Genomic DNA, 21,397 nt, shown 5'->3' with positions numbered 1-21,397 from the left:
CGCCGATCACCCGGATGGACGGCCCGGAGCAGGTGCGGGCCCGCCTGGAGGAGACGGGGTACCTCGTCGACGAGGGGCTGGCCGTCACCTGCTTCCTGGCCCTGAGGCTGCACCGGCCGCTGTTCTGCGAGGGCGACGCGGGCGTCGGCAAGACCGCGCTCGCCGCCGCCCTCGCCGAGGCGCTCGGCGCGCCGCTGATCCGTCTCCAGTGCCACGAGGGCATCGACGCCTCGCAGGCGCTGTACGACTGGGACTTCCCGCGTCAGCTGCTGCACCTGCGGGCCGCCGAGGCGGCCGGGGTGACGGACGCCGACCGTCTGGAGAGCGAGCTGTACGACCGGCGGTTCCTGATCGCCCGGCCGCTGCTCCAGGCCCTCCAGACGCAGCCGTCGGTGCTGCTGGTCGACGAGATCGACCGTGCCGACGACGAGTTCGAGGCGTTCCTGCTGGAGCTGCTGTCCGAGTACTCCGTCTCGATCCCGGAACTCGGCACGCTGCGGGCCGAGGTGCCGCCGGTGGTGGTGCTGACCTCCAACCGGACCCGGGAGGTGCACGACGCGCTGAAGCGGCGGTGCCTCTACCACTGGTTCGACCATCCGTCCTTCGCGCGGGAACTGGCCATCGTGCGGCGCCGGCTCCCCGAGGTGTCGGCGCGGCTGGCCGAGCAGGTGACCTCGCTGGTGCAGACCCTGCGGGGCGCGGACCTGCTCAAGCCCCCGGGTGTGGCCGAGACGATCGACTGGGCGCAGGCGCTGGACGCGCTGGGCGCCCGGGAGGCGGACGCGGACCTGGCGGTGACGACGCTGGGTTCGGTGCTGAAGTACCGGGAGGACATGGACCGGGCCCGGGGCCTGGACCTCGCGGCGGCCCTGGCCGCCCGGGGGGTGTGACGGCGATGGGCACGGCCGACGGCGCGGTGGACCGGCCGCCCGGCACGCAGGGCGGCCCTCCCGGGACACCACTCGGCGCCGACGCCGTGCTGGTCGGCTTCGCCCGGGCGCTGCGGGCGGCCGGGCTCGACGTCAGCACCGAGCGGCTGTACGCGTTCCTGCGTGCCGTGGCCGTACTGCGGCCCGGGATGCGGGCGGACGTGTACTGGGCCGGCCGGGCGACGCTGTGCGGCGGCCACGACGACCTGGAGCGGTACGAGCGGGTGTTCGCCGCGTACTTCGGGGCGCGCGGCGACGCGGCCCCGCGGCGGGTGCGTGCCGCTCCCCCGCCCCGGCTGCGGCTCACCGTGCGGGAGGCGGCCGGTGTGCCGGGCGGGCCGGCCGGGAGCGAGCCCGCGGGTCCGCCCACGGCCACGCTGGCCAGCTCGGCGGAGGTGCTGCGCCATCGTGACGTGGCCGAACTGGACACCGCCGAACGCGCCCAGCTGCGCTGCCTGCTCGCCGCCTTCGCGCTGCACGGGCAGACCCGGCGCACGGCCCGGCGCCGTCCGGCCCGGCGCGGGGACGTCGATCCGCGGCGCACCGTACGGGAGTTGCTGCGGCGCGGTGGGGAACCCGCCCGGCTGCGACGGCACGCGCGCGTGGAGCGCCCCCGCCGGGTGGTGCTGCTGGTCGACGTGAGCGGTTCGATGGCGCCGTACGCGGACGCGCTGCTGCGGTTCGCGCACGCGGCGGTGCGGGCCGGCCGCACGGAGGTCTTCACCATCGGCACCCGGCTGACCCGGACGACCCGCGAACTGTCCCACCGGGACCCTGACCTGGCGATGGCCGCCCTCGCCGCGGCCGTACCGGACTGGCGCGGCGGCACCCGCCTCGGCGAGCTGCTGCGCGAGTTCCTGAACCGCTGGGGGCAGCGCGGCATGGCGCGCGGCGCGGTCGTCGTCCTCATGTCGGACGGCTGGGAGCGTGGGGATCCGGAGCTGCTCGGCGCGCAGATGCGCCGGCTGCACGCCCTCGCCCACCAGGTGATCTGGGCCAACCCCCGCAAGGCCCGCCCCGGTTACGCGCCGCTGGCGGCCGGGATGGCCGCCGCCCTGCCCAGTGTCGACGCCTTCGTCGAGGGGCACAGCCTCGCGGCACTGGAGCGACTGGCGGCGGTGGTGCGCGGGGCCGCGGACGGCGCGGCCGTCGTGAAAGGAGCGCAGCGTGCGTGAGATCCTCCCGGCGCTGGAACGCTGGTACAGCGACCGGGCCCCGTTCGGGCTCGCCACCGTCGTCGCGGTCAGCCGCAGCGCGCCGCGCGGGCCCGGTGCCGCGATGGCCGTGGGCCCGGACGACGAGGTGGTGGGGAGCGTGTCGGGCGGCTGCGTCGAGGGCGCGGTGTTCGAACTCGCGCGAGAGGTGGTGGCGAGCGGCGAGGCCCGGCTGGAGAGCTTCGGGTACAGCGACGAGGACGCGTTCGCGGTGGGGCTGACCTGCGGTGGGGAGATCACTCTGCTGGTGCGGCCGGTGACGCCCGGGACGGACCCGGTGTTCGGGGCGGTCGCGGCGTCGGTGGACGCGGGCGAGCCGGTGACCGTGGCCACGGTGGTCGACGGGCCCGCCCCGCGCGGGGCCGCCCGCGCGGTCTGGGCGGACACCGCGTCCGGCACCCTCGGCACCAGCGGGCTCGACGCCGCCGTCACGGCCGACGCGCGCGGCGAACTCGCCCTCGGCGCGACGGTCCTGCGGCACTACGGGCCGCGCGGCGAGCGCCGGGAGGACGACGTCACCGTGTTCCTCCAGTCCTTCGCGCCGCCGCCGCGCATGCTGGTGTTCGGCGCGATCGACTACGCGGCCTCGGTGGCCCGGATCGGCGCCTTCCTCGGCTACCGGGTCACCGTGTGCGACGCCCGCCCGGTCTTCGCCACGCCCAAGCGCTTCCCTCCGGGTGTGGAGGTCGTCGTGGAGTGGCCGCACCGCTATCTGCGGAGCACCGGCACCGACGAGCGCACGGTGATCTGCGTCCTCACCCACGACCCGAAGTTCGACGTGCCGCTGCTGGAGGAGGCGCTGCGCCGGCCGGCGGCCTACATCGGGGCGATGGGCAGCCGCCGTACCCACGACGAGCGGCGCGAACGCCTGGCCGAGGCCGGTCTCACCCCGGTGGAGCTGTCCCGGCTGCGCTCACCGCTGGGGCTCGACCTCGGGGCCCGTACGCCCGAGGAGGTCGCCGTGTCCGTCGCCGCCGAGATCGTCGCCCTGCGCTGGGGCGGCAGCGGAACGCCGCTGACCGCGACCACCGGGGCCATCCACCCGCCCGCCGCCGTCTGATGCTCTGAGTGCGAGGAGAAGTCATGGAGCTGCAGCACGAGTTCACCGTCCCCGTCCCGGTCGACGAGGCCTGGCCCGCGCTCCTGGACATCGAGCGCGTGGCACCCTGCCTGCCGGGCGCGACGGTGGAGGAGTACGACGGCAGGACCGTGACCGGCTCGGTGAAGGTCAAGGTCGGCCCGGTCACCGTCACCTACCGGGGCACGGCGGTGTTCGAGGAGCAGGACGAGTCGGCGCACCGGATGGTGCTCGTGGCGAGCGGCCGGGAGACGCGGGGGCAGGGCACGGCCCGGGCGACGGTCACCGCGGAACTGAGCGGGCGCGACGGCGGTACGGCGGTGTCGGTGCGGACCGATCTGACGGTGACCGGGCGCCCGGCGCAGTTCGGGCGCGGGGTGCTGGCGGAGGTGGGCGACCGCCTGGTGTCCCAGTTCGCGGACTGTCTGGCGAAGCGGCTGACCGAGCGGCCCCCGGCCACGGAGGAGCAGCCGCGGGAGGGCGGGACGGCGACGGCTACGGCCGGCCCGGCGGAACCGGAACCGGAACCGCTCGACCTGCTGCACGTCGCCGGCCTCCCGGTGGCCAAACGGGCGGCGGCCCTGGCAGCGGCCCTGGCGGCCCTGACCGTGGCCCTACGCCTGTGCCGCCGCAACCGACGGCGCCACGGCAAACGACGCCGGTAGCGCCCCGAAAGGGGCGCGGGGAACTGCGCGAACAACCACGACGCACCCACACCCACACCCACACCCACCGGCCAACCCGCACCCGGCACCGACTGCTCCCGTGCCCGCTAAGCGGGATCTCCGGCCACGCGGGCGTGCACGTGCTGGTCGTGCCAGCCGTCGGCGTGCAGCAGGGCGCTGCGGTGGGTGCCCTCGGCGGTGTATCCGGCCTTCTCGGCCACCCGGCAGGACGCGGGGTTGGCCGTCGAGTGGCACAGCACCAGCCGGTGCAGTCCCAGCTCGTCCAGGGCCCAGCCGCTGAGCCGCCGGGTCGCCGCGACCGCGATGCCGCGGCCGCGCCCCTCCGGCAGTACCCAGTAGACGACCTCGGCGGTGCCGCCCGCCAGGTCCACGTCGTTGAGGCCGGCGAGCCCGACGGCCGCGCCGCCGGTCGGGGCGACGGCCCAGATCGCCCCGGTCTCGGCCCGCCGGCGCGCGTGCAGGCGTTCGATCCTGGCGCGCGCCTCGTCACGGCCGGCGACGGTGAAGAGGTTCCAGCGGCTGATCGCCGGGTCCTGCCCAGCGGTGTGCAGGGCGTCGGCGTCGGCGTCGTCGAGGCGCCAGGGCCGCAGTTCCAGCCCGCCGGGCAGCGGCAGCACGGGCTGGTCACGGTCGGCGAGGCGGCCGGCGGGTACGACGGCGGGTATCCCGGAGCTGTTGATCATCCGGGGATGATGTCACGGGCCGTCACCGCCGTGGCAGCCGGTGCAGGGTCACCTCGGTGAGCGCTCCGTCGGCGACCGTCGCGGTGAGGTAGGTGCAGTGGGGCTGGCGGCGCCGGTCGGTCGGGGAGCCTGGGTTGAGCAGGCGCAGGCCGCCGGGCGCGGTGGTGTCCCAGGGGATGTGGCTGTGCCCGAAGACCAGGACGTCGAGGCCGGGGAAGCGGGCCGTGCACCGGGCCTCACGGCCCTGGGCGGGGCCGGTCTCGTGGACGACGCCGAAGCGCAGGCCGCCCAGTTCCGCGTGGGCGACCTCGGGGAGCCGGGCGCGCAGCTCTGGGCCGTCGTTGTTGCCGTAGACCCCGATCAGCCGGCGGCTGCGGCTCTCCAGCAGGTCGAGGGTGGCGGTGTCGACCCAGTCCCCCGCGTGGAACACGACGTCGGCGTGCGGGAGTTCGGCGAGCAGCTGCTCCGGCAGCAGCTTGGCGCGCTTGGGCAGGTGCGTGTCGGACATGAGCAGCAGGCGCACGCCGTCAGCCTAGGGGTTCCGGGAGGTCAGCCGGCGCAGGCCACGCGCGACGCCGAGTGCCGCGGCGCCCGCGCCGAGGGCGGTGGCGGCGGGGTGCCGGACCAGGGTCTCCTGCCAGGAGCGGGCGTGGGAGCCGTCGTCGAAGGCGCCGTGCGCGCCCTGGTCGTCGGCGGGCGTGCGGTCGACCGGTTCGAAGAGGTTGTCCAGGCCGGCCGGGGGGACGCTGTCGGTCTGCTGGGAGTCGAAGCCGGTGCGGGCCAGGTAGCGGTCGAGCAGCGCGGGGACGAACCGGTTGGCCCAGATGGTGGCCACGGTGCTGGCGCCGACGTAGTACTGCTTGCGGCCGGGATGGTCGGCGGCGTACAGGACGCCCCGCGCGGCGACCTCCGGCTGGTAGATCGGCGGCACCGGCATCGGATGCTTGGACAGGCGGGAGCGCACCCACTGGAACTGGGGCGTGTTGACCGCGGGCATCTGGGCGACGGTGACGCGCACGTTGCTGCCGCGGTGCAGCAGCTCCGTGCGCACGGAGGAGGTGAAGCCGTTGATGGCGTGTTTGGCTCCGCAGTACGCCGACTGCAGCGGGATGGAGCGTTCCCCGAGCGCGGAGCCGACCTGCACGATGGTGCCGCGGTCGCGGGGCAGCATGCGTTTCAGTGCCGAGCGGGTGCCGTTGACGAAGCCGAGGTAGGTCACCGCGGTGACCCGCTCGAACTCCTCGGCGGTGATCTCCTCGAAGGGCGCGAACACGGTGGAGAAGGCGCAGTTGATCCAGACGTCGATCGGGCCGAACTCCTTCTCGGCGGCGTCGGCGACGGCCTCCACCCGCTCCGGGTCGGCCGTGTCGGCCGCTTGGACGAGGGGGCGTCCGCCGAGGGCCGCGACCTCGTCGGCCGCCGCCTCCAGGCCGCCCTGTCCGCGTGCGACCAGGACGACGTTCGCGCCGCGCCGGGCGTACAGGCGCGCGGTGGCGCGGCCGATGCCGGCGCTGGCACCGGTGATGACGACGGTGGGGGGCATGGTCCTCTCCTTGTGCGTACGAGGTCTGTCGCGTGGTCTGTCGCCTGGTCCGTGTCACTCCACCCGGTACGCCGCCGCCCGCTCCTCCGCGAGGGTCAGCCCGAGGCCCGGTGCTCCGTCGGCGCCCGGCGTGACGCTGCCGCCGCCGGGGTCGAGGACGCCGTCGAACAGGAGCCTTTCGATGCGGACGTGGTCGTGGAACCACTCCAGGTGGCGCAGGTTGGGCACGGCGGCGGCCACATGGGCGTGGGCGTGGGGCGCGCAGTGCCCGGAGACGTCGAGCCCGTGCGCGTGGGCGAGCGCGGCGGCGCGCAGCCAGACGGTGATGCCGCCGCACCGGGTCACGTCGGCCTGCAGGCAGTCGACGGCCCCGGCGGCCAGCATGTGCGCGAAGTACGGGAGGGTGTAGCCGTACTCGCCGGCGGTGACGTCCATCGGGGTCCGGCCGCGGATGTCCGCGAGGGTGCCGAGGTGGTCGGAGGAGACGGGTTCCTCGAACCAGGTCACGTCCTGGTCGCCGAGGCGGCCCGCGACGCGTATCGCCTGGCCGCCGGTGTAGCCGCCGTTGGCGTCCACGTACAGTTCGGCGGTGTCGCCGATGGCGGCCCGCGCCCGGGCGACGCGTTCCAGGTCGCGTTTCTCGCGGCCGCCCCACGACTCCCCGATCTTGATCTTGACGCGGGGGATGCCCTGTTCCTCGGTCCAGCCGCGCAGTTGGCGTTCCTGCCGCGCGCTGTCGTAGGTGGTGAAGCCGCCGCTGCCGTAGACGGGCACGTCGTCGTGGACGGCGCCCAGCAGGCGGACGAGGGGCAGGCCGAGCAGTCGGGCCTTCAGGTCCCACAGGGCGATGTCGACGGCGGCGACGGCCTGGGCGGCCACACCGGGCAGTCCGGCGTTGCGCACGGCCCGGCACATGAGCTCGTTGGCGCGTGGCACGTCGTGGGCGGGGAGACCGGTGACGGTGCCGGCGAGCGGTTCGCGGACGACGTATGCGGTGGCGGCGGGGGCGTAGGTGTAGCCGAGCCCGGTCGTGGGGCCGGAGCGGACGGTGACCAGGACGAGGGTGGTGCTGTCCCAGGCGAGGGTGCCGTCCGCCTCGGGGGCGTCGGTGGGCACGGTGTAGACGGCGGCCTCGACCGCGTCCACGGCCGGCTGGTCGCTCATGGTCACCTCCTCGGCGGCCGCGGTCCGGCCAGGGCGCCCACGGCACCCGCGGCGGCCAGGGCGAGGGCGGCCACGGCGGCGGCCGTGCCCCAGCGGGCCGTCCGGGACGGCTCGTCGGGGCGGTCGGCCAGGCGTTCCGGGTGGTCGCTGGGCAGGTTGCCGTCGAGGGCGAGCGCGAGGACCTCGGCGAGGTGCAGCGCGCGGCGGCCGGTGCCGCCCTGTTCGATCTGGGTGCGGCAGCTGAAGCCGTCGGCGAGGACCAGGCTGTCCGGGGCGGTACCGCGGACGGCGGGCAGGACGCCCTGTTCGGCGACGGCCATGGAGACCTCGTGGTGGCCGCGTTCGAAGCCGAAGTTCCCGGCGAGGCCGCAGCAGCCCTCGTCGAGCACCTCGGCGTCGAGATGGGCGCGGCGCATCAGCTCGCGGTCGGCGTCGAACTTCATGACGGCGTGCTGGTGGCAGTGGGTCTGCACGGTGGCCTGCCGGGCGAGCCCCGGTGGCCGCCAGCCGTCGGGGGCGTGGTGGACGAGCTGTTCGGCGAAGGTGCGGGTCTGCGCGGCGAGCCGTGTCACGTCCTGGTCGCCGGGCATCAGTTCCGGGGCGTCGGCGCGGAAGACGGCCGTGCAGGAGGGTTCCAGGCCGATGATCGGTGTGCCGGCCTCCAGATAGGGCCGCAGCACTGCGAGGGTGCGGGTCAGCACCTTCTTGGCGACCGGGAGCTGACCGGTGGAGATCCAGGTCAGGCCGCAGCACACCGGTTCGGTGGGGACGGCCACCCGGAACCCGGCGTCCTCCAGGACGCGTACGGCGGACTTGGCGATGGCGGGGTGGAAGTAGGTGCTGAAGGTGTCCGGCCACAGGACGACCGTGCGCGGGTCGGCCGGGTCCGGCTCGTCCCGGTCGCGGGCCCGCCACCACTGGACGAAGGACTCCTCGGCGAACACCGGGGCCGGGCGGGCCTCGTCGATGCCGGCGAGCCGCTTGCCGAGCCGGGCCAGGACGGGGGCGTGGAGGGCGGAGTTGACCAGGGAGGGGGCGGCGCGCGACAGCCGGGCCCACAGCGGGAGCCAGCCCATGGAGTAGTGGGCCATGGGGCGCAGCCGGCCCGCGTAGTGGTGGGACATGAACTCCGCCTTCAGGGTGGCCATGTCGACGCCGGTGGGACAGTCGGACTTGCAGCCCTTGCAGGCCAGGCAGAGGTCGAGCGCGTCGTGCACGGCGGTGGAGCGCCAGCCGTCCTCGATCGCGGAGTCCGCGTGCCCGTCGAGCATCTCGAACAGCAGCCGGGCCCGGCCGCGGGTGGAGTGTTCCTCCTCCCTCGTGGCCCGGTAGGAGGGGCACATGACGCCGCCGGAGTGGCTGCGGCAGTTGCCGATGCCGACGCAGCGCATCACCGCGCGGTCGAAGGAGTGGTCGTCCTCGGGGAAGCCGAAGTGGGTGGCGGGGGTGGCGGGCCGCCAGGCGGGGCCGAGCCGCAGCTGCCCGTCGACGGGGTTCGGGTGGACGATCTTGCCCGGGTTCATCCGGTTGCCGGGGTCGAAGAGCGCCTTCAGCTCGCCGAACGCGGTCACGAGCCGTTCCCCGAACATGCGGGTGAGCAGCTCGCCCCGGGACTGGCCGTCCCCGTGCTCGCCGGAGAGGGATCCGCCGTAGGAGACGACGAGGTCGGCCGCGCGCTCCAGGAAGCGCCGGAAGCCGGCCACGCCCTCGGCGGTCTTCAGTCCGAAGGGGATGCGGGTGTGGACGCAGCCCTGCCCGAAGTGGCCGTACAGGGACGGGTGGTCGTAGCCGAACTCCTCGAACAGCCGCTTGAGGTCGCGCAGATAGTCGCCGAGCCGTTCCGGCGGTACGGCGGAGTCCTCCCAGCCCTCCCAGGTCTCCCGGTCGTCCGGCGGTCGGGCGGTCACGCCGAGTCCGGCCTCGCGGGCCTTGAGCATCTTCTGCTCGCGCTCGGGGTTGTCGGAGAAGGCGACGCGTCCGTCCTTCTCGTCGCGGCCGAGGGCGTGCAGAAGGGCGTGCGCCTGTTCGTCGACGTCGTCCTGGCTGTCGCCGCTGTACTGCACCATCAGCCAGCTGTCGCCCTCGGGCAGCACGGCGAGCGATTCGAGGTAGGCGCCCTCCTCGCGCATCAGCTGGGCCATCCGCCCGTCCAGTGCCTCCAGCTGGGTGGGCGAGCAGTGTTCCAGCAGGCGGGGGACGTCGTCGGCGGCGGCGCAGATGTCGTCGTAGCCGAGGACGAGGAGGGACTGGTACGACGGCACGGGCACGAGGTCGAGTTCGGCGCGCAGGACGGTCACCAGGGTGCCCTCGCTGCCGACGAGCGCCTTGGCGACGTCGAAGCCGTTCTCGGGCAGCAGGGAGTCCAGGTTGTAGCCGGAGACCCGGCGCGGGATCTTGGGATAGCCGCGGCGGATGTCGGCCAGGTACGCGGTGGCGATGCGGTCGAGGCCGGCGTAGATCTCGGCGAGCCGGCCGCCGCCGGCGACGATCCGGGCCCGCTCGTCGGGCGGGGTGGGACCGACCCAGGCGCGCTGTCCGTCGTAGGTGAGGATCTCCAGGCGCCGGATGTTGTCCACGGTCTTGCCGTAGGCCTGCGCGGAGGCGCCGCAGGAGTTGTTGCCGATCATGCCGCCGAGGGCGCAGTGGCTGTGGGTGGACGGCTTCGGGCCGAACTGGAGCCGGTGGCGGGCCAGGTGCCGGTTGAGTTCGTCCAGGACGATGCCGGGTTCGACCACGCAGGTGCGCCGCTCGGGCTCGACCGAGAGTACGCCGGTGCAGTACTTGCTCCAGTCGATCACCACGGCGGTGTTGGTCGACTGTCCGGCCAGACTGGTGCCGCCGCCCCGGGAGAGGACGGGGGCGTCGAAGCGTGCGCACACCGACACCGCCCGGGCGCCCGCCTCCACGGTGCGGGGGACGACGACGCCGATGGGGACCTGCCGGTAGTTCGAACCGTCCGTGGCGTACGCGCCGCGGCTGCCGGCGTCGAAGCGGACTTCGCCGTCCACCTCGGCGCGGAGTGCCGCCTCCAGGCCGGACGTGTCCGGAGGGGTCATCTGGTCTCCTTGGTCTTCTCCGCCGTGCTGCCCTGTCCGAGGCCGGGCGAGTACCCGGCGAATAGTCAGGCAAAACTGAACAGTTTCAACTGGACAGCTGTGTCTGCCGGTCATAGCCTGGGGTCATGGCTGACATCTCCGACTCCGCCGCCCGCGCCGCGCGCGACCTGCGCGTGGTCTTCAGCAGGCTGCGGCGCCGCATCCGGGAGGTGGCGCAGGACGCCGACCTCAGCCCCTCCCAGGAGTCCGCGCTCACCCTGGTCGGCAAGCACGGCGCGGCCACGGCCAGCGCGCTGGCCGCCGCCGAGGGGGTGCGCCCGCAGTCCATGGCGACGACGCTGGCCGCCCTGGAGCGGCACGGGCTGATCCGCCGTGCCCCCGACCCGGACGACGGCCGCCGCCAGCTGGTCACCCTGGCCGACGCGGGCCGGGCCCGCGTCGAGGGGAACAAGCAGGTGCGCGAGGAGTGGCTGGCCCGTGCCTTCCAGGACCGCTACACCGAGGAGGAGCGGCGGACGGTCCTCTCGGCGCTGGAACTGCTGGACCGGCTGTCCCGGCCGTGACACCGGGCCGCCCGCCGCGCCGGGCCGGTCCCCACCCCGTCGGCTCCGACGGCAGGCCCACCCCGCATGACCACCCCCGGGCCCGTCACCATCCCTGAGCCCCCGAACCCCTCATCACCCCGAAAGGCCTGACCGACCCATGTCGCTCACCACCCTCGACGCCCGTACCGCCCTCGTCGCGATCGACCTGCAGCGGGGCGTCGTGGCCATGCCCACCCAGCCGTACCCGGGTCCCGAGGTCGTGGCCCGCACGGCCGAACTCGCCGACGCCTTCCGCTCCCACGGGCTGCCCGTGGTCCTCGTCCGGGTCTCCTTCGCGGCCGACGGGGCGGACGCCGTGCCCGGCCGCACCGAGCGGCAGGCGCGCGGGCTCGCCTTTCCGGAGGGCTGGGACCTCATCGTCGACGAACTGTCCGGGCACCCCGGGGACATCCGCGTCACCAAGCACAACTGGAGCGCCTTCCACGGCACCGACCTGGACGTCCAGCTGCGCCGCCGGGGCATCACACAGATCGTGCTGACCGGGATCGCCACCAGCATCGGCGTCGAGTCCACGGCCCGCGACGCCTATGCGCACGGCTACCACGTCACCCTCGCCACGGACGCCATGGCCGACGCCGACGGGGAGGCGCACGCGAGCAGTGTCGGGCGGATCTTCCCGCGCCTCGGCGAGAGCGGCACGACCGCCGAGATCCTGGAACTCCTCGCCAAGACCCGCGACTGACCGACGGGCGGCGGCCGGTCACCGGCGCCGGGCCCTGACCACGCCCGGCTCCCGTCGGCCGGCCGCCGCCTCACCCACGCGTCCGCCGCCACCTCGCCGCCCTTGAGCGAAACGGGGGCGGGACGCGGCATGCCCGCCGGGCGCCCGTGCCGGGGCCGGTTCAGTCCTCGCCGCGCACTATGGTGTCCTCGGCCGGGCCGCCGCGCGGCGCGGTGGGCGTCCGGTCCAGGACGGCCGGAAGGCAGGTGCGCATCCCCCGGCCGCTCCGGCGGCGGGACTCGGCCCAGCCGGTCTCGGCGTGGGGCTGGGCGGGCTTCTCGCTGCTGTGGGCGGTCACGTCGTTCATCTTCCTTCTGCGCTGTGTGGCCTCCCCGGGTCCCCGCGCCGGAGCGCGGGCAAACCCCGGGGGGCCGGCGACGGTCAGGTCCGGCCGCCGCCACCGCCGCCGAACGACCCGCTGGAACCGGGCGACCAGCGCGTGCGGCGCTGGTCCTCGGCGCGCTTGCTGCGGACGTTGCCGACCTGGTACGGAGTGAGCCGTTCGGCGTCCCCGGCGGCCCGGGGCACCTCGTCGGGCTCGCGCATCTCGAGGGTCTCGCGCACCGGCCCGGACGCCGGCATCCTGGGCTGCTCCTCCGGCCTCGGCGGACGCGGTTCGCGTCGGCGCACCTTGAACCCCATCCGGAAGGCCCAGATCAGCCCGGCGACGCAGGCCACCCCGGCGACGAGAAGGGCGATGTACCCGAAGACCTGTACACCGGCTGCTGCTTCGTACATGGCAGTGTCCATGTACGCCGGGTACCCGGGCGCCCGCCGGGAATGCCCGGTGACCCGGCCGTCAGCCGAACGGCCCAGCCGGCCGCACCCACCCCGGCGTGCGCGCAGGGCGTGGCGTGACCGGGCCCCCCGCCGTCTGCAGTAGCGTCACCCGCGATGACCGAATCGCCGCAGATGCCAGAAATCACGGAGATCACCGCCCGGTACTCGGCGCCCGCTCCGCGACCCGGCCGGACCCTGCTGCGCTGGGTCTCCACGACCGACCACAAGGTGATCGGCCGCCTCTACATGGTCACGGCGTTCTGCTTCTTCCTGCTGGCCGGGCTGCTGGCGCTCGGCATGCGCACCGAACTGGCCCGGCCGGGTCTGCAGTTCCTGAGCGAACAGGGCTACAACGAGTTCGTCACGGTCCACGGCACGATCATGATGCTGCTGTTCGCGACGCCGATGTTCGCCGGGTTCGCCAACGCCGTCATGCCGCTGCAGATCGGCGCCCCCGACCTCGCCTTCCCCCGGCTGAACGCGCTGTCGTACTGGATGTACCTGTTCGGCGGCCTGATGGTGGTGTCCGGCTTCCTGGTGCCGGGCGGGGCGGCGGCGTTCGGCTGGTTCGCCTATGCGCCGCTCAACAGCGCCTACTACTCCCCCGGCGCCGGCGGTGACCTGTGGGCCATGGGACTGGTGGTGTCGGGCGTGTCGACGACCCTGACCGCGGTGAACTTCATCGCCACGATCCTGTCCCTGCGCGCGCCCGGCATGACCATGTTCCGGATGCCCATGTTCACCTGGAACGTGCTGTTCACCTCGATCCTGATCCTGCCCGCGTTCCCGGTGCTCACGGCGGCCCTGCTGGTGCTGGAGGCCGACCGGAAGTTCGGGGCGCACGTCTTCGACGCGGCCAACGGCGGCGCGCTGCTGTGGCAGCACCTGTTCTGGTTCTTCGGGCATCCCGAGGTGTACATCGTGGCGCTGCCGTTCTTCGGGATCGTCTCGGAGATCATCCCCGTCTTCTCCCGCAAACCCCTGTTCGGCTATCTGCCGATGATCGGGGCGACCATCTCGATCACCATGCTGTCGGCAGTGGTGTGGGCGCATCACATGTTCGCCACCGGGGCGGTGCTGCTGCCGTTCTTCTCGGTGATGTCGTTCCTGATCGCGGTGCCCACGGGCATCAAGTTCTTCGCCTGGACCGGGACGATGAGGCACGGTTCGCTCTCGTTCGAGACGCCGATGCTGTGGTCGCTGGGCTTCATGGTGTCGTTCCTGCTCGGCGGGCTGAGCGGCGTGCTGATCGCCTCCCCGCCGCTCGACTTCCACCTGACCGACTCGTACTTCATCGTCGCGCACCTGCACTACGTCCTGTTCGGCACGGTGGTGTTCGCGATGTTCGCCGGCTTCTACTTCTGGTGGCCGAAGTTCACCGGGAAGATGCTGGACGAGCGGCTCGGCAAGGTGCACTTCTGGCTGCTGTTCCCGGGGTTCCAGCTGACCTTCCTGGTCCAGCACTGGCTCGGCGAGCAGGGGATGCCCCGCCGGTACGCGGACTATCTGCCCGGGGACGGCTTCACGCTGCTCAACACGCTGTCGACAGCGGGCGCGTTCCTGCTGGGCGTGTCCACGCTGCCGTTCCTCTACAACGTCTGGCGCACCGCGGCGAAGGGCAAGAAGGTCTCCCTGGACGACCCCTGGGGCTGGGGGCGCGGTCTGGAGTGGGCGACGTCCTGTCCGCCACCCCGGCACAACTTCGTCGCGCTGCCCCGTATCCGGTCCGAGTCACCCGCCTTCGACCTGCACCATCCCGAGGTCGAGAGCCCGGCCGGCGAGGAGCTCGCGCGATGAAGGCGGAGGCGATGCTGTTCGGCGGCGTGGCACTGTTCTTCGGTGGCGCCGCAGTCCTGTACGGGGCGTGGTCGCGGGACGCGACGGGTACGACCGCGCTGGTCGTCGCGTTCCTGATGGCGGCGCTCGTCTCCTTCTTCTGTCTCGTCCAGTACCGGCGCCGGGGCTCGCGCCCGCAGGACCGCACCGACGCGGAGGTGGCGGACGGGGCCGGGCCGGTGGCGTTCTTCCCCGACGAGAGCCCCTGGCCGATCGTCACCGCGCTCGGCTTCGCGGTGACGGCCACCGGTGTGGTCTACGGGCTGTGGCTGTTCCTCATCGGCCTCGGTGTTCTGGCTCGCGGGGTGTTCGGGATGGTGTTCCAGTACGCGCGCCGGTGAGCGGTCTGCGGGGCGCGCCGGGCCGGAAGGTGTCCACGGGCTCGTGGTCGCTCTCGTAGCCGCCGGCGACGGTCTGCCGGATGTCCCCGGTGGGCACGCCCTCGGCGAGGCGTTCCCGTTCGGCCGCCGTCAGGGCGCGGCACAACCACCGCGTGACCAGGAACGCGAGGACGGGCGCCACCACGAGGGCGACCCGGAACACCCAGGTCAGGGCGTTGACGGAGACACGGAAGGTAAGGGCGATGATGTCGTTGCCGCCGGCCAGCAGCAGCACGCCGTAGAAGACGGTGCCCGCGACGCCGAGACCGGTGCGCACGGGACGTTCGCGCGGGCGGTCGCACAGGTGCTGCTCGTGGTGCCACTCCCCCGTCAGCCGCTGCTCCACGAACGGATAGGCGTAGAGCACGGCGAACAGCAGGCCGGGCAGGACGACGGCCGGCAGCAGCACGTTCCACATGAGCGTGTGGCCGGCGACGTTCGTCTCCCACGGCGGTACGAGCCGCAGCGCGCCCTCCAGGAACCCGACGTACCAGTCCGGCTGGGAGCCGGTGGAGACCAGGTCGGAGCGGTAGGGGCCGTACGTCCAGACCGGGTTGATCTGGGCGATGCCGGCCAGCAGCACCGAAACGCCGAAGACGATCAGGGACAGGCCCGTGGAGGTGGCGGTGAACTGCGGGAAGAGGGGTTTGCCCCGGACGTTGCGGTTGGTGCGGCCGGGGCCCCGCCACTGGGTGTGCTTGAGGTGGAAGACCAGCACCAGATGCACCGTCACCAGGGCGATGAGGACACCGGGGAGCAGCAGGATGTGCAGCGGGTAGAGGCGGGTGATGATGTCGTGGCCCGGATACTGGCCGCCGAAGGCGAAGAAGGCCACGTAGGTGCCCACCACCGGGATCGACATCATGATGCCCTGCGCGATGCGCAGCCCCGTCCCGGAGAGCAGGTCGTCGGGGAGCGAGTAGCCGGCGAACCCCTCGGCGAGCGAGACCACGAACAGGCTCACCCCGATGGCCCAGTTCAGCTCCCGGGGCCGGCGGAAGGCGCCGGTGAAGAAGATCCGCAGCATGTGCACGCCGATCGCGGCGACGAAGACGAGCGCCGCCCAGTGGTGGGCCTGCCGCATCAGCAGGCCGCCGCGCACGTCGAAGCTGATGTGCAGGGTGGAGTCGAACGCGGCCGACATGCGCACTCCGCGCAGCGGCACGTAGGAGCCCGCGTAGACGACCTCGCGCGTCTCCGGCTGGAAGAAGAACGTCAGCCACACGCCGGTCAGGATCAGCACGAGCAGGCTGTAGAGGGCGAGTTCGCCGAGGAAGAAGGACCAGTGCTCCGGGAACGCCTTGCGCAGCAGCGAGCCGCCCTCCAGGACGGGCAGCCGCGCGTCGGCCGCGTCCGCGAGCCGCTCGGCGCGCCGGCCGGCTCGGCTCATGTGTCCCCCGTCGCGGCGGCCCGCTCCACCTCGGCCTCCACCTCGGCCCGTGGCCGGCCCGTTTCCCTGGCGTACTCGCTGACCGCCGTCTGCACATCGCGGGCCAGGTCCCGCCAGGCGCGCAGGGCGGTCTCGTAAGTGCCCGACTGGGCGCCCGTCATCCGCCGCTCGGCCGGCGGGCCGTAGGTCTCCCGCAGGTCCGCGACCGTGGTGTGGGCCGCTTGGGCGGCGCGCTGCTTCTGCACCAGTTCCTCGAAGGTGTGTGCCACATCAACCGACCCTAGGCAAGGGTGCCGCAGCGCGCCTCCCCAGCCTGTCCGAACGGCTCTCATCGGCACCCGGGTGGCGGGTCAGCCGGAGGGTACGAGGTCCGCCCACACCTGTTTGCCGCCGCTGACCGGAACCGTCCCCCAGGCCTCCGACACGGCCTCCACCAGCAGGATGCCCCGGCCGCCGGTGGCCTCCCAGCCGATGCTGGTGGGCTTCACGGGGCTGCGCGGGGAGGAGTCGGCGACGGCCAGCCGCAGCCGGTGGTTGACCAGGCTCATGTCGAGCCGGACCGGGCCGCCGGTGTGCACGAGGGCGTTGGTGACGAGTTCGGAGACCACCAGCAGGGCCGTCTCGATCGTGTCCCGGGGCAGTTCCCAGGCGCGCAGGGTGCGCCGGGTGAAGCGGCGGGCGTGCCGGGCCGCCTCGGGCACCCGCCACACCGTCCAGCTCTCCCGGAGCGGCCGTACGGCCATGCCGTCGTAGCGCATCAGCAGCAGGGCCACGTCGTCGCCGCGGTGGGCGCCGGTGAGCAGGGCGTCGGCGACCAGGCCGAGGTGGGCCGGATCGGCGGCGGCCAGTTCGCCGGCCAGCCGGTCCATGCCGGAGTCGAGGTCGGCCTCGGCGGACTCGACCAGGCCGTCGGTGGTCAGCGCGATCACGGTGCCGGGCTGGAGCCGCAGCGGGGTCATCGGGAACTCGGCCTGGGCGAGCACGCCGAGCGGCGGTCCGCCCTCGGTGCGCAGGATCTCGGCGGTGCCGTCCGGGTGGCGCAGCACCGGCTGCAGATGTCCGGCCCGCACGCACCACGCGGTGCCCCGCTCCATGTCGACGTCGACGTACGCGCAGGTGGCGAACAGGTCCGTCTCCATGTCCAGCAGCAGCCGGTTTGCGTGGGCGACGACCACGTCCGGGGCGTGGCCCTCGGCGGCGTAGGCGCGCAGTGCGGTGCGCATCTGGCCCATCAGGGTGGCGGCGCCCGCGTTGTGGCCCTGGACGTCGCCGATGACGAGGGCGACGTGGTGGTCGGCGAGCGGGATCACGTCGTACCAGTCGCCGCCGACCTCCAGGCCGGCCGTGGTGGGCAGATAGCGGGCGACGGCGACCGCGCCGGGCAGCCGGGGCAGCCGGCGGGGCAGCAGGGTGCGCTGGAGCATGCCGACGAGTTCGTGCTCGGCGTCGAAGGCGTGGGCGCGCAGCAGGGCCTGGCCGGTCAGGGCGGCGCAGGCGGTGAGCAGGGCGCGCTCGTCGGGGGCGAAGTCGTGCGGGCGGTCCCAGCCGATCAGGCAGGCACCGGCCATGCGGCCGCCGGCGGGCAGCGGCAGCACCGCGAGGCCGCCGGGGCCGACCTCGGCGAGGGCGGGTTCCAGCGGGGTGCCGGCGGGCCAGATCCGGGCGCGGCCCTCGCGCAGCGCGGTGGCCAGGGTGGGCATGGCGCGCACCGGCGCGTCGGGCCACTCGGTGCGCCACTCGCTGCGCCACACCGCGGGCCAGGCCTCGGGCTCGGGCGGGTCGAGGACGGTGACCACCAGCCGGTCGTTCTCCAGTTCGGCCAGGGCGATCCGGTCGGCGCGCAGCGGTGCGCGCAGGGCGGCGACGACGGCCTGGCCGACGTCCTTGACGGTGCCGGCGGTGGCGAGGGCGGCGGCGAGGCGCTGCACGCGAGCGACGTCGGTGACGTCGGAACGCAGAGTGGAGGCGTCGGTGACGGTGCCGACGAGCTCGGCGGGGCGGCCCTCTCCGCCGGGCAGCAGCCGGCCCCGCAGCCGCAGCCACTTGGGCGAGCCGGAGGTCTGCAGGATGCGGAACTCCAGCTCCCGGTCGCCGATGGACATGTGGTCGGCCTCGACCACGGACATCAGCGCGGGCAGGTCCTCGGGCACCGTACGGCCGAGCAGGGACTCCACCCGGCCGTCGAACTCCTGCCGGTCGAGGTCGAACAGCCGCAGGATCGCGTCGCCGACCTCGACCCGGCCGCTGTCCATGCCCAGCCTGAAGGCGTTCTCGGGCAGCTCACCGGTGTCGTCGGCGACAGCCGGGACGGGTACCGCGATCGAGCGGGCGATCAGCTCCAGACAGGAGCGGTCGTCGGTGCCGAAGCCGCCGGGGTACTCCCCGACGGCGAGCAGGCAGCCGGCGCCCGCCGGGCCGAGCGGCAGGACGGCCACGGAGAAGTCGGGGGACGGGGTGCGGCGCGCGTCCGGGGCGTCGGCCAGCTCGGCGGGCCCGAGCCAGCGCGGCCGTCCGGTGCGGTGCGCCTCGGCGACCGGCGACGCTCCGCCGGCCGGATAGCCGTCCCGCAGTCCGTACAGGGTGCGGGGCAGGCCGGCCGACTCGGCGAGACGGAGCAGCGCGGGGTCGCCGCCGGGCGTGTACACCCCGGCGAAGGACGCCCCGGCGAACACGAGCGCCTGCTCCAGGACCCGGCGCAGCCGGTCGGGCGTGGCCGGTGCCGCCATCAGCGATGCGAGGGCGACTTCGGCACGCTCCGCCCTCGTTCTGCTGATCGCAGCGCCCTCACTCACCACGTCGCCATTACAGCGCGTGTGAGCCGCCCGCGCAGCCCCTGTGACCGTGGCCCGGGCGCGCGCATTACGCGCGCGCCCGGGCCGCGGGTCAGGCGGGCATCGTCCGCAGGCCCTTGCTGAGGGTGGCCGTCACCGCGGCTGCGGTGACCAGGAGCGGGAAGACCAGCATGGCCGGGGCCGGGCTCCAGCGGGCCAGCAGGGCACCGGCCAGGGCGGGGGCGAGCGCGGCCGCCGAGCCGGCGGCGAGCAGCACGCCGCTGACCACGCGCCCCTGCAGATGGTCCGGGGTGACGGCGGCCTGGTGGCCGAAGAGCGCCGCGTTCGCCGTGGGCCCGAGGAACACGGCTGCGGCCAGCGGTACGGCGGCCAGGACGCTGTGGGACAGCAGCGCGGCGGCGGCCATCAGCGCGGCGGTCACCCAGCACAGCAGGGTGATCAGGACGGGCAGCCGCAGCCGCCGCTGGAGGGCCGGGGCCGCGAAGGCGCCGAGCAGGCCGCCCACCGCGAAGATCGTGCCGGCGACGCCCACCAGGTACGGCGGGACACCGGCGCGGCGCAGCGCGAGGGTCATGGCGAAGATCATGCCGGTGAAGGCCATGTTCAGCGGGGCGGCGATCACCAGCAGGGCCCGCAGGAACGGATGGCCCAGCAGGAAGCGCAGGCCCTCCGCGGCGGAGGCGCGGGCGGTCGGGGCGGCGGCCTCCTGCCGGGTCTCCTGGAGGGGCCGCCGGATGCGGCAGACGGCCACCAGCGAGAGCAGGAAGCTCAGCGCGTTACCGAGGAAGGGCAGGGGCCTGCCGAACCCGAACAGCAGCCCGCCCAGCGGCGGACCGGCCAGCGACACGCCGTACGTGCGTGCCTCGTTGCGCGCCACGGCGGAGACCAGCTGGTCGGGGCGGACCAGGTTGCGCACCGAGGCGTGTTCGGCGGTGCTGAAGACGGCCGTGGCGGCGGCACCGGCGACCACCACCGCGAGGATCACCGGCAGGCTTGCGGCGCCGGTCACCACCGCCCAGCCGAGGAGGCCGTGCACGGCGAGCCGCAGGAGGTCGCAGGCGATCATCAGCCGGCGCCGGTCGACACGGTCGGCGAGGACACCGGCCGGCAGCCGGCACACCAGGGCGGTGACGAGCCCGGCGGTGCCGACGAGCCCGGCCCGGGCCGGGGAGCCGGTCTGCTGGAGCACCAGCAGGGGCAGGGCCAGGTCCACCATGGCGCCGCCCAGGTCGGACAGGCACTGGCCGGTCCACAGCAGGTTGAAGTCGCGGTTGCGCCACAGGCTCGGCGCCGGTCCGGTGCCGGCCGCCTCGGCGGCACCCTCGGCGAGCGGCGGCCCGCTCATACCGGGTCCTCGGCACGCGCCGCCGGGACGCCGCTTCCCGCCCCGCCCGCAGCTCCGGCGTCCGCCGCGACGGCGGCGACCGTCCCGCCCGGTGCCGGAGCCGGAGCCGGAGCCGGAGCCCCGGCACCCGGGCCTCCACCCGGGCCCCCCGAGCCACCCCGCCCGCCCGGGTCGCCCGGGTGCCCGGCGGCCGCGGTCACGGCGGGACGCACGTCGCTCTCCGCCGTGCCCGGTTCCGCGGGTGCGGACGGGTCCTTGGTGGAGATGACCACCAGCTTCGTCACGGAACCGTCGTCGCCGACCACGTCCCGGACCTCCCGGAAGCCCAGGCGGCGGCACATGGCCAGGCTGGCGGTGTTCTCGGCGCCGACCATGCCGTACGCCTCGCTGAGCCCGAGGTTCTCGGCGGCGTGCCGGAGGAGGCCGCGCACCGCCTCGCCGCCCAGTCCGTGCCCCCAGTACCCGGGGGCGAGCGCGGTGACGAGTTCATGGCCGTCGACGTTGCCGGTCGGCTTCACCTCGGCGTGGCCGACGTAGTCGCCCGCCAGCCACAGCCCCCACACGTCGAACCGGCGCTGGGGGTAGACCTCGGTGAGGATGGCGCGGAACAGCGCGCGGATCTCCGGTTCGGGCACGAGGTCCTGCCCCATCCAGCGGCACACCTCTTCGTCGCGCAGCAGGGCGACGAAGACGTCCTCGTGCTCGGGCCGGTAGGGAAGGAACTCCAGGCGTTCGGTACGCAGGACGGGGGTCATGGCGGGCTCCTCGGGAGTGACGCGGTGCGGTGGGGGCCGAGGGCGGTGGGGCACCTGGACGGCGACGCGTGGGGGGAAGAGGCGCCGGGCCGGCGCGGGTGCGGCCGGCCCGGCGTGTCGGTGAGGACGCGGCCGGGTCAGGAGCCGGCGTTCTCCATGCGCTCGCGCAGGCTCCTGGGCCGCATGTCGGTCCAGACCTCGTCGACGTAGGCGGAGCAGTCGGTCTCGGTGCCCTCCTTGCCGACGGGCTGCCAGCCCGCGGGCACCTCGATGTCGACGGGCCAGAGGGAGTACTGCTCCTCGTCGTTGCGCAGCACCTGGTAGCGGGTGTTCTCGTCCATGTCGGGTTCCTTCGTCGTGCGGATCGGATGGGGGGCGGAGTCGGGGCGGGCGGTCGGGGCGCGGGGGGAACGAGGGCCGCGCCGGGCGGTCGGCCGGGG

At 74.2% G+C, this 21,397-nt stretch carries 21 protein-coding genes; 8 read left to right on the top strand and 13 right to left on the bottom strand.

Annotation, left to right across the window (positions count from 1 at the left end; all coding sequences use genetic code 11):
* Positions 1-14: 14 nt before the first annotated feature.
* The 4 genes from FHS34_RS19830 to FHS34_RS19815 are packed head-to-tail and all read left to right on the top strand — an operon-like array spanning position 15 to position 3,886.
* Positions 15-890 (top strand): AAA family ATPase, encoded by an 876-nt coding sequence (locus tag FHS34_RS19830; RefSeq protein ID WP_184967164.1) that lies wholly within the window; start codon positions 15-17, stop codon positions 888-890.
* 5 nt (positions 891-895) lie between these two features.
* Complete coding sequence (locus FHS34_RS19825) at positions 896-2,104, top strand: vWA domain-containing protein (protein ID WP_184967162.1); 1,209 nt, start codon at positions 896-898, stop codon at positions 2,102-2,104.
* Complete coding sequence (locus tag FHS34_RS19820) at positions 2,097-3,203, top strand: XdhC family protein (protein WP_184967160.1); 1,107 nt, start codon at positions 2,097-2,099, stop codon at positions 3,201-3,203. Before FHS34_RS19825 ends, FHS34_RS19820 begins: the two co-directional genes overlap by 8 nt.
* A 23-nt stretch (positions 3,204-3,226) precedes the next feature.
* Positions 3,227-3,886: an SRPBCC family protein gene (locus tag FHS34_RS19815; RefSeq protein WP_184967158.1), complete on the top strand. Its 660-nt coding sequence runs from the start codon at positions 3,227-3,229 to the stop codon at positions 3,884-3,886.
* Between the two features lie 107 nt (positions 3,887-3,993).
* On the opposite strand, the gene FHS34_RS19810 is transcribed toward FHS34_RS19815, so the two are convergent.
* Genes FHS34_RS19810 through FHS34_RS19790 form a run of 5 tightly spaced genes read right to left on the bottom strand, consistent with a single transcriptional unit; the run spans position 3,994 to position 10,353 of the window.
* Positions 3,994-4,590 carry a GNAT family N-acetyltransferase gene (locus tag FHS34_RS19810; protein ID WP_184967156.1) on the bottom strand — a complete coding sequence of 199 codons (597 nt, stop codon included), beginning with the start codon at positions 4,588-4,590 and terminating at the stop codon, positions 3,994-3,996.
* A gap of 22 nt (positions 4,591-4,612) precedes the next feature.
* Positions 4,613-5,113, bottom strand: coding sequence for a metallophosphoesterase family protein (locus tag FHS34_RS19805; RefSeq protein WP_184967154.1), 501 nt, complete (start codon positions 5,111-5,113; stop codon positions 4,613-4,615).
* A 9-nt stretch (positions 5,114-5,122) separates the two neighbouring features.
* Positions 5,123-6,133: an SDR family oxidoreductase gene (locus FHS34_RS19800; protein ID WP_184967152.1), complete on the bottom strand. Its 1,011-nt coding sequence runs from the start codon at positions 6,131-6,133 to the stop codon at positions 5,123-5,125.
* A gap of 54 nt (positions 6,134-6,187) precedes the next feature.
* On the bottom strand, positions 6,188-7,297 hold the full coding sequence (locus FHS34_RS19795) for an enolase C-terminal domain-like protein (protein WP_184967150.1): 1,110 nt from the start codon (positions 7,295-7,297) through the stop codon (positions 6,188-6,190).
* A 2-nt stretch (positions 7,298-7,299) separates the two neighbouring features.
* On the bottom strand, positions 7,300-10,353 hold the full coding sequence (locus FHS34_RS19790; protein ID WP_184967148.1) for an FAD-binding and (Fe-S)-binding domain-containing protein: 3,054 nt from the start codon (positions 10,351-10,353) through the stop codon (positions 7,300-7,302).
* Between the two features lie 125 nt (positions 10,354-10,478).
* Here FHS34_RS19790 and FHS34_RS19785 point away from each other — a divergent pair, with 125 nt between their 5' ends.
* Positions 10,479-10,916: a MarR family winged helix-turn-helix transcriptional regulator gene (locus tag FHS34_RS19785; protein WP_184967146.1), complete on the top strand. Its 438-nt coding sequence runs from the start codon at positions 10,479-10,481 to the stop codon at positions 10,914-10,916.
* 139 nt (positions 10,917-11,055) lie between these two features.
* Positions 11,056-11,640, top strand: a complete 585-nt coding sequence (locus FHS34_RS19780) for a hydrolase (protein ID WP_184967144.1) — start codon at positions 11,056-11,058, stop codon at positions 11,638-11,640.
* A 160-nt stretch (positions 11,641-11,800) separates the two neighbouring features.
* Here FHS34_RS19780 and FHS34_RS19775 read toward each other — a convergent pair whose 3' ends face one another.
* The gene (locus FHS34_RS19775; RefSeq protein ID WP_184967250.1) at positions 11,801-11,986 is read right to left on the bottom strand and encodes a hypothetical protein; all 186 of its coding nucleotides are present in this window, start codon (positions 11,984-11,986) and stop codon (positions 11,801-11,803) included.
* A gap of 74 nt (positions 11,987-12,060) precedes the next feature.
* A complete protein-coding gene (locus FHS34_RS19770; protein ID WP_225817505.1) occupies positions 12,061-12,429 on the bottom strand; it encodes a DUF6479 family protein in 369 nt (122 codons plus the stop codon).
* A gap of 144 nt (positions 12,430-12,573) precedes the next feature.
* On the opposite strand from FHS34_RS19770, the gene ctaD reads away from it, so the two are divergent.
* Positions 12,574-14,256: an aa3-type cytochrome oxidase subunit I gene (ctaD, locus tag FHS34_RS19765; protein WP_443732463.1), complete on the top strand. Its 1,683-nt coding sequence runs from the start codon at positions 12,574-12,576 to the stop codon at positions 14,254-14,256.
* Entirely contained in the window at positions 14,253-14,636 is a 384-nt protein-coding gene (ctaF, locus tag FHS34_RS19760) for an aa3-type cytochrome oxidase subunit IV (protein ID WP_184967142.1), read from the top strand. Before ctaD ends, ctaF begins: the two co-directional genes overlap by 4 nt.
* Here ctaF and qcrB read toward each other — a convergent pair.
* The 6 genes from qcrB to FHS34_RS19730 form a co-directional block, all read right to left on the bottom strand.
* Positions 14,572-16,065, bottom strand: a complete 1,494-nt coding sequence (gene qcrB, locus FHS34_RS19755) for a cytochrome bc1 complex cytochrome b subunit (protein WP_184967140.1) — start codon at positions 16,063-16,065, stop codon at positions 14,572-14,574. The two genes, ctaF and qcrB, sit on opposite strands and share 65 nt — an antisense overlap.
* On the bottom strand, positions 16,062-16,334 hold the full coding sequence (locus FHS34_RS19750; RefSeq protein WP_184967137.1) for a hypothetical protein: 273 nt from the start codon (positions 16,332-16,334) through the stop codon (positions 16,062-16,064). The genes qcrB and FHS34_RS19750 overlap by 4 nt, the downstream gene beginning before the upstream one ends.
* 81 nt (positions 16,335-16,415) lie before the next feature.
* The gene (locus tag FHS34_RS19745) at positions 16,416-18,857 is read right to left on the bottom strand and encodes a SpoIIE family protein phosphatase (protein ID WP_184967135.1); all 2,442 of its coding nucleotides are present in this window, start codon (positions 18,855-18,857) and stop codon (positions 16,416-16,418) included.
* A gap of 91 nt (positions 18,858-18,948) precedes the next feature.
* Entirely contained in the window at positions 18,949-20,202 is a 1,254-nt protein-coding gene (locus tag FHS34_RS19740; protein ID WP_184967133.1) for an MFS transporter, read from the bottom strand.
* On the bottom strand, positions 20,199-20,957 hold the full coding sequence (locus tag FHS34_RS19735; protein ID WP_225817506.1) for a GNAT family N-acetyltransferase: 759 nt from the start codon (positions 20,955-20,957) through the stop codon (positions 20,199-20,201). The genes FHS34_RS19740 and FHS34_RS19735 overlap by 4 nt, the downstream gene beginning before the upstream one ends.
* Before the next feature lie 137 nt (positions 20,958-21,094).
* Positions 21,095-21,298 (bottom strand): MbtH family protein, encoded by a 204-nt coding sequence (locus tag FHS34_RS19730; RefSeq protein ID WP_184967131.1) that lies wholly within the window; start codon positions 21,296-21,298, stop codon positions 21,095-21,097.
* Between the last annotated feature and the right edge of the window lie 99 nt (positions 21,299-21,397).

This window comes from Streptomyces echinatus (genome assembly GCF_014203595.1).
In the GTDB taxonomy this organism is placed as follows: Bacteria; Actinomycetota; Actinomycetes; order Streptomycetales; family Streptomycetaceae; genus Streptomyces; species Streptomyces echinatus.
The sequence above is the reverse complement of the archived record's forward strand: the minus strand, read 5'-3'. Positions and strand labels throughout refer to the sequence as shown.